Below are 15,025 nucleotides of genomic sequence, written 5' to 3'. Positions count from 1 at the left end.
CGGATCGAGCTGCGAGAGCCCGATCACCATGCGCTTGCTCATCGTCGAAGACGAGGTCGACCTGGCCCACGCCCTGGCGCGCGCCGTGCGTGAAGAGGGATTCGTCTGCGACGTGGCCCACGAGGGCGAGGAGGGCCTCTGGCTCGCCCGCGAGCTGGACTACGACTTGATCCTGCTCGACCTGATGCTGCCCGGCATCGACGGGCTGAGCCTGCTGCGGCGCCTGCGCGCCGAGCGGCCGACGCCGGTGATCGTCTTGACGGCGCGCGGCTCCCTGAGCAGCAAGGTCGAGTTGCTCGACGCCGGCGCGGACGACTACGTCACCAAGCCCTTCGCACTAGAAGAGCTGCTCTCCCGGGCGCGCTCCCTGCTGCGGCGCGCCGCGCGCCAACCGGCGCCGGTCCTGTCGATCGGGCCGGTGGAGCTGGACACCGTCGGCCGTCAGGTCCACCTCGGGGGCGAGCCGATCGAGTTGACCGCGATGGAGTACGCCCTGGTCGAGTTCCTGGCCCTGCACCGCGGTGAGGTGATCTCCCGCGCGCGGCTCTACGAGCACCTCTACGACGAGCGCGAGGAGACCTCGTCCAATGTGGTCGAGGTCTTCGTCTCCAACGTGCGCCGAAAGCTGGGGCGCGACTTCATTAGCACGCGTCGCGGACACGGTTACCTCGTGGATGCGTAACTCCCTGCGCTGGACGTTGATCGGTTGGTTCGGGGCGATCCTGGCCCTGGCCGTGGCCGCATTCGGCTCGGTGCTCTACTTGCAGGTCAGCGAGTCGGGCCTGCGTAGCGTCGAGGTGTCGCTCGCCGAACGCGCCCAGGCCCTGGCCGCTGCCCTGGAATACGACGCGCGCGACGGATGGGAGCTCGAGCTCTCGGAGGACTACCTGCGCGGCCTGACCCAGCGCTGCTCGTTTCGCATCGTGACCCCCGCGGGCGAGGTCATCGCACAGGGGGGCGGAGCGCAGTGGTCAGGCGCGATGGACACTCCGTCAGCGACGACTGGCGAGCCGGCAAGTGGGGTCCACGGCGACTCCTACCACTTCACCCTGGTCGGACCGGGCAAACTACGCGTCGTGCTGCGGTCCTCGATCGAGCCGCAACAGCAGGCCCTGGCCGAGCTGCGCTTGCAGCTCCTGTTGGTGGGCGTCGCGATCCTGGCGGGCGCTCTGTTGGGCGGATTGTGGCTCGCCCGTCGTGTCCTGCGCCCGATCGCCGGCGCCACCCGAGCCGCCGCGGCGATCGACGCCAGCGACCTGTCGAAGCGCCTCGACGTCGCTGCCATGCCGCTCGAGCTGCGCGAGCTCGGGACCACCTTCAACGGCACCCTGGACCGGCTCGAGGAGGCCTTTGGCCGCCTGACGCGCTTTACGGCGGACGCCTCGCACGAACTGCGAACACCCCTGGCGGTGCTACGCACCGAGGTGGAGCTGGCCCTGCGACGCAATCGCGAGCCCGACGAGTACCGCGAGGCCCTGCGTACCGGATTGCGCGCGGTGGCGCGTATGACCGAGCTGGTCGACGGACTGATGGTTCTGGCCAAGGCCGACGCCGGATCGGCGGACATCGAACGCACCCGGGTGGAGCTCGGCGCCGCGGCGACGGAGGCCGTCGAAGCATTGGGTGCGAGGGCGCGTGCGCAGTCCATCGAGATTCACTCGGAAGGCAACGCGGTCCAGGTGCGCGGCGACCGCGCATTGCTGCGCGAGGCGATCGAGAACCTGCTCTCCAACGCGGTGCGCTACAACGAGCCCGGCGGCCGCGTCGACGTCGCCGTCCGAAGTGAAGGCGGGCAGGCTTTGGTCAGCGTCCGCGACGACGGCCCCGGGATCCCGGCCGACTCGCTCGATCGGCTCTTCGACCGCTTCTATCGCGTCGACGAGGCGCGCTCGCGGGCCCAGGGGGGCTCGGGGCTGGGGCTGTCGATCGTGCGTTGGATCGCCGAAGCCCACGGCGGGACGGTCGATGTCGCGAGCAGCCCGGGGGAAGGCAGCACGTTCACACTGCGCCTGCCCTTGGTCGACGGCGCCAGTTGACTCGGGGGCCCGAGAGTCCGGCGGTGCGGAGCGCGCGTCGTTCCCTGTGACGCGGTTGCCTCGAAGCGCTCACTCGCCGAAGTCCGAGACCAGGGTGACGCCGAGCAACCCGATCGGCCCCTCGCCCACGTCGCGGCCGTGCTCGACGACGTTGATCTCGAAGCCGAAGCCGGCCAGGAGCTCGAGGCGCCAGTCGCCCAGGTCCCAGCCGTAGCCGGCCTCGATGGTGGGCTGGAACACGAGCACGTCCGTGGAGCCGGACTGCTCCCCGGGCAGGCCCGGGTCGTCGGTCCAGTCGATCTCGAGGGTCCAGAGGTCCGCCCGGGCGCCCCACAGCCAGCCTTCGCGCCGCGGCCCGAAGTAGCTGCGGTAGCCCGCGCCGACGCCCCAGCCTCCGCCCTGCTCGTCGTCCTGTTTGCCGTAGTCGTTGCGGTCGGCGACGTTGGCGGCGATGCGAAAGGTCAGGGCTCGTCGCTCGTCGAGCAGGTACTGGGTGTGCAAGCCCGCGATCACGCCCGCGGGGTAGACCTGCATCTCGACGCCTGCGTTCTGGAACAGGGTCGACCAGGTTCGGTCGAGGGCGCCGGCCGTGGCCTCGCCCGACGGCAGCGGACCTCTCGCACTGGCCGTGCCGTCGAAGGCGACGGTGAGCGCGGGATCCCCGCCGCGGCGCTCGTTCGCCTCGCCCGAACTCGGCAGGCGACAACCGTGCAGCGCCGGGGCCACGGCCAGGGTCAGGAGCAGCGCGCTGGAGGTTCGCATGGGGCCGAGAGTTCCATCGACGTGGGGCAGTCGCAACCCTCGCCCCTCTTGAGTGCGGGCCGGCGACGCTAACCTTGGGCCATGCGCCGTCTCGTCCCGCTCCTGCTCGCCTGCGCCCTGACCGCCGTCGGCTGCCGCTCCGCGGACTACGACCGCCCGCTCCCGGAGGGCGCGGCGGCGCTGATCCCCCTGCCCGCCGGTTGGGACTCGCCCGACGTGGCCGAGTCCTGGCAGCGGCGGGCAGAGCTGGCCCCGGCCCTGGAGCGCTCGATCACCTGGCTGCGGCGTCCCCACACCCAGCGCTTCTTCCCCCAGGCGGGGATGACCCACGAGCGCGTCCTGGCGAGCTGCGTGCGCCTGGCCGAGCTGCTCGAGGACTCTTCCGACGGCGAGGAGTTCCAACGCGCCTTCGACCAGGAGTTCGAGGTCTTCGTCAGCGCCGGTTGGAACGGGCGCGGGGGTGGAGTGCTCTTCACCGCCTACTACACGCCCGTCTTCGAAGGCTCGCTGACCGAGTCGGACGCCTACCACTGGCCGCTCTACGCCAAGCCCGACGACCTGGTCACCGACGCCGACGGCCGCGTGCTCGGCATCGCCTCCCTGGAGGGCAAGCCCTACCCCTCGCGGCGGGCGATCGAGAAGTACCACCTGCTCGAGAACCGCGACCTCGAGCTGGTCTGGCTGCGCGACCCGCTGGACGCCTACCTGTGCCACGTCCAGGGCTCGGCCGTGATCTCCCTGCCCGACGGCGAGGAGCTGCGCCTGGGCTTCGGCGGCACCAACGGCCGCGAGTACACGAGCCTCGCCGCGGCCCTGGTCGAGGACAAGCAACTCGACGCCGGCGCGCGCGGCATCCCGGCCATCCGCGCCTGGGCCAGCGCCAACCCGGAACGGGTCGAGGAGTACCTGCACCGCAACGAGCGCTACACCTTCTTCACCCCCATCGACGGCCGCCCCCACGGCAGCCTCGACTTCCCGGTGGAGCCCCTGGCCTCCCTGGCCACGGACAAGACGGTCTTCCCGCGCGGCGCGCCGGTCTTCGTGGACGCGGACCTGTCGACCGGCGTGGGCGCGAGCACGCGACCCCTCAACGCGATCCTGCTCGACCAGGACACCGGCGGCGGGATCCGCACCGCCGGCCGCGCGGACATCTACGTGGGCGTCGGCGACGAAGCCGGCTCGGTGGCCGGGCGCACCGCGTCGGAGGGGCAGCTCTACTACCTGATGCTGCGCGAGGACCTCGTGCCGCTGTACTCCCGTTGAGCGTGGGCACGATCGTCGCGGTGTGCGTGGGGAACGGAGGGGTCCCCAAGCATCCGGTCGCCGAGGCGAAGGTCGGCCCCGACGGCCTGGAGGGCGACCGCCACCGCTACCACCTGCACGGCGGTCGCGATCGAGCCCTGTGCCTGCTGTCCGTGGACGAGGTGCGCTCGCTGGAGGCCGACGGCGTGCGCGTCGCGGGCCCGGGGGCCTTCGGCGAGAACCTGCTGATCGATGGCCTCGACTTCAGCGCGTTGCGCGCGGGCGATCGACTGTTGGTGCGGGCCGACGACACCCCGATCGAGCTCGAGTTGTTCGACGTGCGCGAGCCCTGCGCGACCCTGCGCCGCATCGACCGCCGCTTCCCCGACCTGATGCTCGGCCGCAGCGGCTTCATGGCGCGGGTGCTGGGCGAGGGGACACTGCGAGCGGAACTCGCGATCGAGCGACCTTGAGGGGGGGCGAGCTACCGCTTTCTCTGCGAGTAGGCGGGGCCGGTGCGAGGCCACGTCGCGGCACTCGGAGGCGACGCTGGGGGTTTTCGATCCCGGAGACCGGCATTGGCCGTTCGCTCGTGCCTAGTATTCGGCACGTGGCTCCATCGAGGCGCGGCCCTTCCCGCCGAGTCTCCCGCTGACGGAGCTTCGACCCGAGCGAATCCAGGAGTCCTCCATGCACTCGCGTATCGCCCTCGCCGTCCTCGCCGTCCTTTCGAGTAGCGCGACCACCAGCGCGCAGAACCTCGTCCTGAACGGCAGCTTCGAGAACAACACCTCGACCTCCTGCAAGTGGAACCCGCCCAACGCGGAGTTCAACTCCCTGATGGCGGATGTGACGGCGTTCGGCACGGCGTCCGAGATCGACATCATGCAGGGTCAGTGCCTCTACGGCTCGCCGCCGCAGGACGGCGCCTACAAGATCGGTCTCGCCTCGAACACCTTCACGCAGGAGAACGACGCCCTGGCTCTCCACCTGTCGTCGCCGCTGGTGCAGTGCAAGTCGTACGAGCTCGAGATCCTCGCACAGGCCGTCGTGGAGACCTTCTCACCCGGGGTCGGGCCGGTGCAGGTCGGAGTCTCGAACGACCCCAACGACTTCGGGACCCTCGTCTACTCCGCGATCGCCGACACCACGGGCTGGACGGAGCTCGGCACCACCTTCGTCGCCCCGACGAACGCGCAGTACCTCACGCTGCGGCAGCCCCTCACGACGAAGTCCTGGAGCCATATCGACAACGTGTCACTCGTGCCGGTGCCTTCGACGAACCTGACGGTCCCGATCACCGTCGACGTGCTGCCGGTGGGTGGCGGCAGCGCGCTCCCGACGCTGATCGGGAGCATCGCGGTGGTCGAGCAGCCGGGCAGCCAGATCACGGCGACGTTCGCCTTCGACCCGAACTTTGCGCTGCTCGACAACTGCTACGACTTCCGGTGGATCAACGTCGAGCGCACCTATGCCATCGGCGGGGTGGCGCAGACCATCGATTCCGCGCTCGGCCTGCTGCCGGCGATCGACCCGCCGCCCGCCATTGACCCAGAGCCCTTCTACTACACCGGAATCGAATGGGCGACGCCGCCGCAGGGGAGCTCCCCGTACCACACGGAAGGCGTCGACTCGTTCTTCTCCGACGAGCGCGCGGACCCGACCGGCCTCGACAGCGTGATCGGCTTCGAGACGTACTTGGTGGCCCGGGACCTCACCGTGGGCGGGCTCGGCGCAGCGGAGTTCTGCGTCCTCGGCGGCTTCTCGTGGACGTACGACAACGCTTCGAGTGACGCGATCATCTGCGGGCCGCTGGGGCCGGACCCCTCCGTCATCCAAGCCGCCCTGGCAACCGGCCTGCAGCCGGGGCATACGGGCTCCCCGGGCTACCCGGGTTGGTCCGTGACGGCGACGTGCCCGCTGTTCGCCTGCTCGCTGCTGTCCGGCTCCGTGGGCGCCATCGAAGCCCAGGCGGGCGGCAACCACGCGCTCGCGCTCGACGCCGGCGTCAAGCACGCCGGGCAAGCCTATCTCGTCCTCGGCAGCGCATCGGGGACGACGCCCGGCGTGCCCGTCGCCGGCTTGACGCTCCCCCTCAACGCGGACGCCTACTTCTCGCTCTCGCTCTCCCAGGCCGGGAACACGCCGTTCCTGAACACTCTCGGCGTCCTCGACGCGAACGGCCACGGCGCCGCCACGATCGCCGTGCCAGCCGGGCTGTCGCTCGCGGGGCTGACGTTCCTCGACCACGCCTACTTCGCGCTCTCGCCCCTCGTCGGCGTGACCCTGGTGAGCAACCCCTGGCCGCTCACGATCCTGCCTTGAACCGTCGCCCGTCTGCCGACCGGTCGGCGGACGGGCGACGGTTCGAGGGGGGCAACTGCGGTACGTCTGCGCGGTCGATTCCCCTCGGTGTGCCCACGTCAGGGCTTGCGGTCGCGGGCCTCGAGCGGGGCCTTCAGCGGACCGAACAGCGCAACAACTCGCACTCCAGCCCGCCGTTGGCGAGGGGGATGCGTTCGTCGGGCTGCAGGCCGAGGGCCTTGGCCAGGCGCGGATTGCCCGACAGCAGCGCGAGTTGGTAGCCGGAGCAGTGCTCGCGCAGCAGAGCGCCGAAGTCGCGGTAGAGGGCGAGCAGGCGCGCCTCGTCGCCGACGCGCTCGCCGTAGGGCGGGTTGGTGACGATCCAGGCGTTCCAGCCGGGGCGGGGCTCGAACTTGAGGGCGGCGGCCTTCTCGACGGTCACGCCCTCGATGCCGGCGGAGTCGAGGTTCTCGAGGGTCTGCTCCACGCGCTCGGGGTCGTGGTCCATGCCGACGATGCGGCGCTTGCCGAGCGGGCGGGTCTCGGCGCCGATGGCCTCGCGCAGGGCCGTGTAGGCGCGGCCGTCGTGGCCGGGCCAGAGCTCGAAGCCGAAGTGGTCGCGGAACAGGCCCGGGGCGATGGAGCAGGCGATCTGGGCCGCCTCGATCAGGATCGTGCCCGAGCCGCAGAAGGGGTCGACCAGGGGCGAGCGGGCGTCCCAGCCGGAGAGTTGCACGACGCCGGCCGCCAGGCACTCGTTCAAGGGCGCGCGACCCTGGGCCCGGCGCCAGCCGCGCTTGTGGAGCGAGCCGCCGGAGGTGTCGACCGAGAGGGTCGCGCGGTCGCGGTACAGGTGCAGGTCGATCCGCAGGGTCGGCTGGTCGCGGTCCACGCTGGGGCGCTCGCCGCGGCTCTCGCGCAGCTGGTCGACCACCGCGTCCTTGACCCGCTGGGCCACGAACTGGGAGTGGTTCAGCTCCGAGTCGCGCGAGCGGGCGTCCACGGCCAGGGTGCCACCGGGGGGCAGGAAGCGCCGCCAGTCGACGGCCTGGACGCCGCGGTAGAGCTCGTTGGCGTCGCGGCAACCGAAGCGGCCCAGGCGCAGCAGCACGCGGATCGCGGTACGCAGTCGCAGGTTGGCCTCCCAGATCAAGCGCTGGTCGCCGTTGAAGCGCACCCCCCCCACCTGGCGTTCAGCCTTGGGAGCCTTCAGGACACGCAGTTCCTCGTGCAGGACCGGCTCGAGGCCGGGCGCGCAGGTGGCGAAGAGAATCTGGTCGGCTCGGCCCATGCCCGAAGCGTAGCCGCCCCGCGGGGCCGGGCGTTAGGATGCTCGCCGCCTGCGACGCGCGGGCAATCGCCACCCCCTCAGCGTCCGGAGCCCGCCCGTATGGGAGATTACGAAGTCGTCAGCCACACCCTCGAGCCCGTCGAGGGCGACAACCAGATCGCGTTGACGATCCACGCCACCGACGGCAGCAAGTGGGAGTACGGGATTCCCTACAACCCCTCTACCGGTCGCTACACGTTCGAGGAGATCGACGTGCTCGAGAACGACTTCGGCGAGGAGTTCACCGAGCCGCTGATCGACGAGCTCGAGGCACTGGTCGAGAAGCTCTGCGCGGAGTGAGCCGGGGGGGCGGCGGAGCCGGCTCGCGGTAGCGCCCCTCGCGCCCCGAGCCGGGCGTCGCGACTCAGTTGCCGGCCGGGAGCGTCGTCAGGAGCCGCTCCAGGGCCTCGCGGCGATGGGGATCCGTCTCGAGCATCAGCGCTCGCTCGGCCATCGCTGAGCAGCGCGTGTTCTCGCCCAGGCGCTCGTGGAGCAGGGCCAGGTTGGTCAGGGCGCCGAGGTGCAGGTTGTCGATCTCCACCGCGCGGCGGTAGGCGACCACGGCCTCCTCGTTGCGGCCCTGGCGCTCGAGCAGGCAGCCGAGCACGAAGGCGGCCCGCTCGCACTGGGGATCCCGCTCGGTGGCGAGCTCGATCCAGCACACGGCCTGGTCCAGGTTGGGGCACTCGCCGGCGTCGTCGTCCCGATCGGTGTGGAGCGAGGCGGCCTCGACCAGGAGCTCGTTCGAGGGCTCGGCCGAGTATTCGATGGCCAGGGCGTAGAGTTCGTGGGCGCGCAGGAAGTCGCCCAGCTCCCGTTGGGCCCGAGCTGCGAGCTGGTAGGCCGCGGGTCGGTCGATCCCACCCAGCCAGGTCGGGTGGTTACTGTCCGACGGGTCGCCCTCCTCGGAGATTCCGTCCGGGATGGCCCGATCGAGGGCGATGACCCGGTCAAAAGAGGCGGCCGCTCGCCGAGGTTGGTCGAGCTCGAGCTGCACGGCGCCCAGGGCAGCCCAGACGGTGGGGTCGTCGGGCGCGCTCTCGACCGCTTCCTCGAGGTCCAGCTCGGCGGCCCGGCGGAAGCCCATGGCGGCCAAGAGGCGTCCGCGGCGGGCCAAGAGCCGCTTGTCACCAGGGAACAGCTCGATGGCGTGGTCCAGGAGAGCCAGGGCGTCGTCCTCGCGGCCCAACTCGGCCAGGGCCGAGGCCGTCTCCAGGTGCGGCCGGGAGCGATCGGCGTAGGTGGCGTGGCGCAGGCGATTCCACAGATCCGCGGCCAGGACCCAGTCCCCCCGGGCGCTTGCCATTTCGGCCCGATGCCAGTCCTCCTGGGCCGCGATCCGACTGGCGGGTCCCATGCAGCCGCCGCAGAGGGCGCCGAGGCCCGTCAGCAGGCTGGCTCCGGCCAGAGCCCGCAGGCTGCGCCGGATGCCGGACGCTGTGCGCAGGGTTCGGCCGGGGTGGATCTCTTCGAGGTTGCTCACGGGAGCTTGTAGGACACGGGTCACGGGGCGCCGGACGGATCCGCCCTCCGGTTCCCGCCACCGGATGCTCCAGGCCCCTTCGCCCAGGCTCCCGGCACGGTCAACCGCCAGTGCGTCTTATCGTACGATCCGCGAGCGGGTGTGAAACCGAACGCTGTTCGGGCTTCGTCAGACTCCTGTGCGCCCCGCTGACGCCGGCCCGACCCACCCAACCAGCCCCGCAAGCTCCACCCGTGTCACTCCAGGCCGTCCTGCTCGATGTGGGCCACACCCTGCTCTACGAGCAGCCGGCTCGCCAAGTGATCTACGCCTCGGCAGGGCGCGATCGCGGGCTGGAGATCGAAGACGCTCGCATGCTCGAGCTGATGCGCCGCGCCGACCGGGAGCTTCCGGCGCGCATCGACGGATCCTTCCGCTACACCGATCCGTGGCTGCGTCGGTTCATGGAGGTCATCTTCGTCGAGCACCTGCGCCTGCCCCGCGCCGAGCTTGGCTCCCTGTCGGACGAGCTCTTCGATCGCTTCGAGGACGCCGCGACCTTTCGGGTCTTTGACGGGGCCCAGGAGTTCCTGGAGCGGGTGCGCGGCCGGGGTCTGCGGGTCGGGGTGGTCTCCAACTGGAGCGAGCGCCTGCCCCGCGTGCTGGCCGTGACCGGCCTCGCGGGGCTTCTGGACTTCACCGTCTGCTCAGCCACGGCGGGGGTCGAGAAGCCCGATCCCGACATCTTCCGCCTCGCATTGCACGAGGCCGGGACCGACGGCGAGCACGCGGTCCACTGCGGCGATCATCCCCTGCGCGACGGTCTGGCGGTGCAGGTCGGGATGGAGGCGGTGATCGTCGACCACTTCAACGCCCACCCCAAGACCGACCTGCTACGGGTCGAGGACTTCGAACAGCTCTGGGCCTGGATCGAGGAGCGCTGCGGGTGAGCGGGATCGAAGACGAGGTCGAGCAACTGTGCGCGTCGATCGACGCGCTGCGCGGGACCATCGCCCGGCGCTTCCTCGGCCATCGCAGGGTGGTCGACCTGTTGCTGTACACGGTCCTGGCCGACGGGCACGCCCTGCTCGAGAGCCCGCCGGGGCTGGGCAAGACGACCCTGGTCAGCACCCTGGCGGCGGCCCTCGACCTCGACTTCCGGCGCATCCAGTTCACGCCGGACCTGATGCCGGCGGACGTGATCGGCATGCGGGTCCTGGAGGAGGACGAGCGCGGGCGACGCAGCTTCGTGCAGCACCGCGGACCGCTGTTCACCAACGTGCTGCTGGCCGACGAGATCAACCGCGCCACGCCGCGCACCCAGGCCGCCCTGCTGGAGGCAATGCAGGAGCGCCAGGTCACGCTGTTCGACGAGACCGAGCAACTCGAGCGGCCGTTCCTGGTGATCGCGACCCAGAACCCGGTCGAGATGGAGGGCACCTATCCCCTGCCCGAGGCGCAGCTCGATCGGTTCCTGACGCGCATCGACATCGAGAGCCCGAGCGAACGTGCCCTGGTCGACATCCTCGCGGCCACCACGGGCGAGGCGCCGGAGCCGATCGAGTCGGGCCTGAATCGCGAGGAGCTGCTGCGGGCCCAGGCCCTGGTCCGCGAGCTGCCGATCTCGACCGCGCTGCTCGGTCGCGTCGCAGCAACGATCCGCCGCACCGACCCCAAGGAGCCCCGCTCCCCCGAGGTGGTGCGTTCTTCGGTGCGCTTCGGCGCCAGTCCGCGGGGTGGCCAGGCGATCGTGCTCTTGGCCAAGGCGCGCGCCCTGCTCGAGGGCCGACTGCACGTGATCGACGAGGACATCGAGCTCGTCGCCGCCCCCGCACTTCGACATCGCTTGATCCTCAGCTTCGAAGGCGAGGCGCGCGGCGTCCGCGCCGACGACCTGATCGAGGCCGCCCTGGCCGCCACCAAATCGTGAACCGAGCTCGCATCCGCATCGCCCAGGTCAATCCGCGGCTGGGCGACCTGGCCCACAACCTCGACCTGCACCTGGCCGAGATCGAGGCGGCGCGGGCCGACGGCATTCAGGTGCTGGTCTTCCCCGAGCTGTCCCTGACCGGCTACTTCCTGAAGGACCAGACGGCCGAGCTGGCCATGAACCTCGAAGCTGCCGAGCTGCAGCGGCTGATCGGCGAGTCCGGCGACCTCTCGATCTGCGTGGGCTTCGTGGAGCGCTCCTCTTCGGGCGCGATCTACAACGCCGCGGCGTGGCTCGAGCGGGGCGAGGTGAAGCACGTGCACCGCAAGGTCCACCTGGTCAGCTACGGCATGTTCGACGAGGGCCGCGACTTCGCCGCGGGGACCGGCTACCGCAGCTTCGACAGCATCCACGGGCGCTTCGGGATCCTGATCTGCGAGGACCTGTGGCACATGACCGGCGCCTACACCTACCTGCTGGACGAGGTCGACGGGTTGATCGTTACCAGCGCCAGTCCGGCGCGCGGCGTGGCCGCCGAGGGCGGAGCACGGGGCCTGCGGTCCGCGCGCACCTGGGACCGACTGGCGGGCGCCTTCGCGACCCTGACCCAGAGCTGGCTGGTCTTCGCCAACCGCGTCGGTTTCGAGGACGGCGTCGCTTTCGGCGGCGGCAGCGCGGTCTACGGCCCCGGCGGCGACACGATCGCGCAGCTCGACGAGGCGGCGCTGCTGGATCCCGGACGGCTCGATGCGACGCTGGACGGCGCAACCTTGCGGCGGGCGCGGGTGGCCACACCCCTGCGGCGCGACGAGCGACCCTGGGTGCTCGCCTCCGAGTTGGCCGCGCGGGACACCGACGGGAGACGGATCCGTTGAGCGCCCTGGACGTGCAGGTCGACCTGGTCGAGGCCCTGCTGCTGCGCTTCCTGCGCGAGGAGCTGGGGGCCGCGGGGCTCTCGCGAGCGGTGATCGGACTTTCGGGGGGCGTCGACTCGGCGGTCTCGGCGGCCCTGGCGGCGCGGGCCTTGGGACCCGACGCCGTGCTCGGCGTGCTGATGCCCTATCGCAGCTCGAACCCCGACAGCGTCGGTGACGCGCGGCTACTCGCCGCGGACCTCGGCATCGAGACGCGCGAGATCGAGATCAGCGAGATGGCCGACGCCTACTTCGGTGTCGCGCAGGTCGAGGACCCCACCCGCCGGGGCAATGTCATGGCGCGCTGTCGCATGACGATCCTGTACGACCTCTCGGTCGAGTGGCGCGGCCTGGTGATCGGCACCAGCAACAAGACCGAGATGCTGCTCGGCTACTCGACCCAGTTCGGCGACGGCGCCCACGCGGTCAATCCGCTCGGCGACCTGTACAAACACCAGGTGTTCCAACTGGCGCGCCACTTGGGCGTGCGCGCTTCGATCGTCGAGAAGCCGCCTTCGGCCGATCTCTTCGAGGGCCAGACCGACGAGGACGACCTGGGCTTCAGCTACGCCCATGCGGACGCGGTGCTCTACTCGATGGTCGACCAGCGTTGGAATCGCGAGGAGCTCTTGGCTGCGGGCCACGCTCCCCAGGTGGTCGACGCGATCGCGCGGCGGGTGGTCAGAAACCAGTACAAGCGCCTGCCGCCCGTGATCGCCAAGCTCAGCGAGCGGACGATCAACCAGGACTTCCGCTACCTGCGCGACTGGCACGCTTGAGGTATCGGTCTGGTCGGTACGGTGGGCCAAATGATCCCGGCACCGTACCGCCCGTACGGACCACGGCACCGTACCGACCAGACCGCGACCCTCAGCCGTCCTGCAGCCTGCGCGTCAGGTCTTCGAGGTCGAGTCCCTGGAACTCGTCCCCGCTGATCGGACCCATCTGCTCGAAACGGTCGGCCTCGCTGGCCGACTGCATCTCGACCATGCGCCCGCGGTGCGGCCGCACGACGTAGTCCGAATCGTCGCCGCCGAGGGTCTCCAGGCTCGAGATCTCGGCCAACTGTCCGGGCAGGTCGCCGGGGAGTTGTTCGCGCCGCTCGAGCGCGCCCTTGGCGCGCTTGCAGACGTCGAGGGTCTGGGTCAGGTTCTTCTGGATCCGGGTGAGCCGATCGAGATCGGGCTCCGGTCCGTCCATCGAACGCCGCACCTTGGCGCAGGCCACCTCGAGGACCGCGATCAAGCAGTTCAGCTTGCGCATCAGTCGCTGCCGGTAGGCGGGAGATTCCAGGTTGCCCCGCTCGAAGGGCTGTTCGTCGTTGCCTTGGCTCATCGCGTGTCTTCCAGTCGATCGGTCGAGGCTCGCGCCCCGGGTTCACGCAAACCTACCCGACACCGAGCCGCGCGCGGACCTTTTCCCAGTCGGCGCCGGAGACGATCGCAAGGCCTATCTTCGGGGTCCATGGAGCCCGGAAAACGTTTCGCGAGGCGGAGTCGCGAAGGGCCCGCGTGGGCCCGCGGAGGCCTCCCTGAGCGGTGAGGGAAGAACCTTCCGACCCGACGACAAATTCGGGAGTTCGCCCCACCGCCGATTGCGGCTCGGGCTCACTGGCGACTCCGGACGCCGCTCTAGTCGAGCTCCGCAAGCACCGGCAGCATGATCAGCACTTCGAACGGATCGAAGGTGTGAAGCTGGAACCGTGCTTGACCGAGGACCAGGAGCGAGCCCTCTTGGTAGGGGAAGGCCGGGCGCACGTCGGCACGCACACCCTGACACCCCTCACTGCGCGCGCTGAGGCCCGAGACGGAGAGCGTGCGCATGGCGGCGTCCGTGGCGCCTCCGACGAAGTTCGCGACCTCGATCATCGCGTCGCGGGTCGAGCGGTCCAGCTCGGTGTCACCGCGTCGCTCCTTGACGGTCGCGTCGGGCTCCATCATCAGGTGCGAGGCCAGGGCTACGGCGTCGGGCAGGGGCATCAGCAGGCAGCCGTGGCCGGAACCGCTGGGCGCCGTGAAGCCGAGCTTGAACGAGATGTGGACCTGCCCCTGGCCAGCTTGGCGACGGTCGATGCGGCAGACCTCGAGCACCTCCGAGGTCATGCTGCGATCGACCACCAGAGCCAGGTCGTCGACCACACGGTGGGCGATCGCGCCGATCAACTTGGTCTCCAGCTCGCTCGCTTCGGACACGGTGGACTCTTCGAGTTTCGCCATCGATCAACGCTCTCCGTGCAACCAGACCTCGACCGAGGCGATCCCCCGCCTCAACTTGTAGGCCAGGATCATCGCGCTGGACCGCTCCAAGGGCGCTGACGAGGCCAGCAGCTCCGGGTGGCAGAGCTCGATCTGCCCGCGCGAGTCGAGCAGGTGCCCCACGACCTCGCCGGCGACCCTGGGCGCGTGGGCAACGAGGACCTCCTGGGGGGCCCTCAGGTCCAGGCCACAGTTGGCAGTCAGCAGCAGCAGACCGCGCGCGAGGTCGGGCGCACCGTGGGCCGAGCAGCGCAGCAGGACGAGACCCTCCAGGGTGCCGCGAAAGCGGACCTGCGCGCCGATCTCGAGGCTCGCGTGGCGCAGCTGACCCTCGCCGTGCTCGACGCTCAGGCCGGGTACCTCGGGCGGATCGGTGGGCCCCCTTTCGCCGCTCGGCGCCCTACCAACGAGGTCACCCAATAACTCCCGCAGGGCCACCTGGAGCGTCGCCACGAGCTCACCATTGGCAAGCAGCGGGAGCACACGTCGGTCCCGGCGGTTCGGCGCGCAGGCCTGGGTCAAGTCGCGTCTCCACTGCACGGTCCCCGGTCGCGGGGAGCGAGGGTCCACACCGGGGCGGAGTCGTCGACGAGGGGGGGCGTCTGCATCGGGACCAGGAACGGCTGTCGAGGGTGCACGTCGTCTCAATGGGAAGCGGACCGACGCCGCGGCGCGGTTGACGGGCGCCATGCGACCGGGTTCTTCGAGTCCCCCGTGCCTCGAGCCTTAGCCGAATTGCCCGCGAAGCCATCCAACCCCGCCCCGGGTGGTTCGTCCCCGGGTCGCGCCC

The 15,025-nt window shown here is 70.5% G+C and carries 16 protein-coding genes; 10 read left to right on the top strand and 6 right to left on the bottom strand.

The window, feature by feature from the left end; genetic code table 11:
• Window positions 1–28 precede the first annotated feature (28 nt).
• Both Pla133_RS00395 and Pla133_RS00390 read left to right on the top strand, forming a co-directional pair.
• The gene (locus tag Pla133_RS00395) at window positions 29–682 is read left to right on the top strand and encodes a response regulator (protein ID WP_145061241.1); all 654 of its coding nucleotides are present in this window, start codon (window positions 29–31) and stop codon (window positions 680–682) included.
• The gene (locus tag Pla133_RS00390; protein WP_419191983.1) at window positions 675–2,036 is read left to right on the top strand and encodes a HAMP domain-containing sensor histidine kinase; all 1,362 of its coding nucleotides are present in this window, start codon (window positions 675–677) and stop codon (window positions 2,034–2,036) included. The genes Pla133_RS00395 and Pla133_RS00390 overlap by 8 nt, the downstream gene beginning before the upstream one ends.
• A 69-nt stretch (window positions 2,037–2,105) precedes the next feature.
• Here Pla133_RS00390 and Pla133_RS00385 read toward each other — a convergent pair whose 3' ends face one another.
• Window positions 2,106–2,798 (bottom strand): hypothetical protein, encoded by a 693-nt coding sequence (locus Pla133_RS00385; protein ID WP_145061237.1) that lies wholly within the window; start codon window positions 2,796–2,798, stop codon window positions 2,106–2,108.
• An 81-nt stretch (window positions 2,799–2,879) separates the two neighbouring features.
• Between Pla133_RS00385 and mltA the strand changes: the two genes are divergently transcribed.
• From mltA to Pla133_RS00370, 3 genes are all read left to right on the top strand, one after another.
• The gene (gene mltA, locus Pla133_RS00380; protein ID WP_145061235.1) at window positions 2,880–4,061 is read left to right on the top strand and encodes a murein transglycosylase A; all 1,182 of its coding nucleotides are present in this window, start codon (window positions 2,880–2,882) and stop codon (window positions 4,059–4,061) included.
• Window positions 4,062–4,063: 2 nt separating this feature from the next.
• Entirely contained in the window at window positions 4,064–4,513 is a 450-nt protein-coding gene (locus Pla133_RS00375) for an MOSC domain-containing protein (protein WP_419192467.1), read from the top strand.
• Between the two features lie 217 nt (window positions 4,514–4,730).
• Window positions 4,731–6,365 carry a carbohydrate binding domain-containing protein gene (locus Pla133_RS00370; RefSeq protein WP_145061231.1) on the top strand — a complete coding sequence of 545 codons (1,635 nt, stop codon included), beginning with the start codon at window positions 4,731–4,733 and terminating at the stop codon, window positions 6,363–6,365.
• Window positions 6,366–6,498: 133 nt separating this feature from the next.
• Here the strand turns inward: Pla133_RS00370 and Pla133_RS00365 are convergent, their stop codons facing one another.
• Window positions 6,499–7,635 carry a THUMP domain-containing class I SAM-dependent RNA methyltransferase gene (locus tag Pla133_RS00365; protein ID WP_145061229.1) on the bottom strand — a complete coding sequence of 379 codons (1,137 nt, stop codon included), beginning with the start codon at window positions 7,633–7,635 and terminating at the stop codon, window positions 6,499–6,501.
• 99 nt (window positions 7,636–7,734) lie between these two features.
• Here Pla133_RS00365 and Pla133_RS00360 point away from each other — a divergent pair, with 99 nt between their 5' ends.
• Complete coding sequence (locus Pla133_RS00360; protein WP_145061227.1) at window positions 7,735–7,974, top strand: hypothetical protein; 240 nt, start codon at window positions 7,735–7,737, stop codon at window positions 7,972–7,974.
• 64 nt (window positions 7,975–8,038) lie between these two features.
• Here Pla133_RS00360 and Pla133_RS00355 read toward each other — a convergent pair whose 3' ends face one another.
• Entirely contained in the window at window positions 8,039–9,157 is a 1,119-nt protein-coding gene (locus Pla133_RS00355) for a tetratricopeptide repeat protein (RefSeq protein WP_145061225.1), read from the bottom strand.
• Window positions 9,158–9,390: 233 nt separating this feature from the next.
• Here Pla133_RS00355 and Pla133_RS00350 point away from each other — a divergent pair, with 233 nt between their 5' ends.
• The 4 genes from Pla133_RS00350 to Pla133_RS00335 are packed head-to-tail and all read left to right on the top strand — an operon-like array spanning window position 9,391 to window position 12,759.
• Window positions 9,391–10,086 carry an HAD-IA family hydrolase gene (locus tag Pla133_RS00350; protein WP_145061223.1) on the top strand — a complete coding sequence of 232 codons (696 nt, stop codon included), beginning with the start codon at window positions 9,391–9,393 and terminating at the stop codon, window positions 10,084–10,086.
• A complete protein-coding gene (locus Pla133_RS00345; protein WP_145061220.1) occupies window positions 10,083–11,066 on the top strand; it encodes an AAA family ATPase in 984 nt (327 codons plus the stop codon). The genes Pla133_RS00350 and Pla133_RS00345 overlap by 4 nt, the downstream gene beginning before the upstream one ends.
• Entirely contained in the window at window positions 11,063–11,941 is an 879-nt protein-coding gene (locus tag Pla133_RS00340) for a nitrilase-related carbon-nitrogen hydrolase (RefSeq protein WP_419191982.1), read from the top strand. Before Pla133_RS00345 ends, Pla133_RS00340 begins: the two co-directional genes overlap by 4 nt.
• Window positions 11,938–12,759: an NAD+ synthase gene (locus tag Pla133_RS00335; protein WP_145061218.1), complete on the top strand. Its 822-nt coding sequence runs from the start codon at window positions 11,938–11,940 to the stop codon at window positions 12,757–12,759. The genes Pla133_RS00340 and Pla133_RS00335 overlap by 4 nt, the downstream gene beginning before the upstream one ends.
• A gap of 91 nt (window positions 12,760–12,850) precedes the next feature.
• Here the strand turns inward: Pla133_RS00335 and Pla133_RS00330 are convergent, their stop codons facing one another.
• The 3 genes from Pla133_RS00330 to Pla133_RS00320 all read right to left on the bottom strand — a co-directional run bounded on the left by Pla133_RS00330 (window position 12,851) and on the right by Pla133_RS00320 (window position 14,718).
• Complete coding sequence (locus Pla133_RS00330) at window positions 12,851–13,315, bottom strand: hypothetical protein (RefSeq protein WP_145061216.1); 465 nt, start codon at window positions 13,313–13,315, stop codon at window positions 12,851–12,853.
• 296 nt (window positions 13,316–13,611) lie between these two features.
• Window positions 13,612–14,196 (bottom strand): hypothetical protein, encoded by a 585-nt coding sequence (locus tag Pla133_RS00325; protein WP_145061214.1) that lies wholly within the window; start codon window positions 14,194–14,196, stop codon window positions 13,612–13,614.
• A 3-nt stretch (window positions 14,197–14,199) separates the two neighbouring features.
• Window positions 14,200–14,718 carry a hypothetical protein gene (locus Pla133_RS00320; protein ID WP_145061212.1) on the bottom strand — a complete coding sequence of 173 codons (519 nt, stop codon included), beginning with the start codon at window positions 14,716–14,718 and terminating at the stop codon, window positions 14,200–14,202.
• Window positions 14,719–15,025: the final 307 nt, after the last annotated feature.

The organism is Engelhardtia mirabilis, from assembly GCF_007748095.1.
Lineage (GTDB): Bacteria > Planctomycetota > UBA1135 > UBA1135.
Note: the sequence above shows the minus strand (reverse complement) of the source record. Positions and strands in the feature narration are given on the sequence as shown.

Bases quoted from the DNA above. Each gene is read 5' to 3' on its own strand.
- Pla133_RS00395 (WP_145061241.1), top strand. From the start codon at position 29: ATGCGCTTGCTCATCGTCGAAGACGAGGTCGACCTGGCCCACGCCCTG.
- Pla133_RS00390 (WP_419191983.1), top strand. From the start codon at position 675: ATGCGTAACTCCCTGCGCTGGACGTTGATCGGTTGGTTCGGGGCGATC.
- Pla133_RS00385 (WP_145061237.1), bottom strand. From the start codon at position 2,798: ATGCGAACCTCCAGCGCGCTGCTCCTGACCCTGGCCGTGGCCCCGGCG.
- mltA (WP_145061235.1), top strand. From the start codon at position 2,880: ATGCGCCGTCTCGTCCCGCTCCTGCTCGCCTGCGCCCTGACCGCCGTC.
- Pla133_RS00370 (WP_145061231.1), top strand. From the start codon at position 4,731: ATGCACTCGCGTATCGCCCTCGCCGTCCTCGCCGTCCTTTCGAGTAGC.
- Pla133_RS00365 (WP_145061229.1), bottom strand. From the start codon at position 7,635: ATGGGCCGAGCCGACCAGATTCTCTTCGCCACCTGCGCGCCCGGCCTC.
- Pla133_RS00360 (WP_145061227.1), top strand. From the start codon at position 7,735: ATGGGAGATTACGAAGTCGTCAGCCACACCCTCGAGCCCGTCGAGGGC.
- Pla133_RS00330 (WP_145061216.1), bottom strand. From the start codon at position 13,315: ATGAGCCAAGGCAACGACGAACAGCCCTTCGAGCGGGGCAACCTGGAA.
- Pla133_RS00325 (WP_145061214.1), bottom strand. From the start codon at position 14,196: ATGGCGAAACTCGAAGAGTCCACCGTGTCCGAAGCGAGCGAGCTGGAG.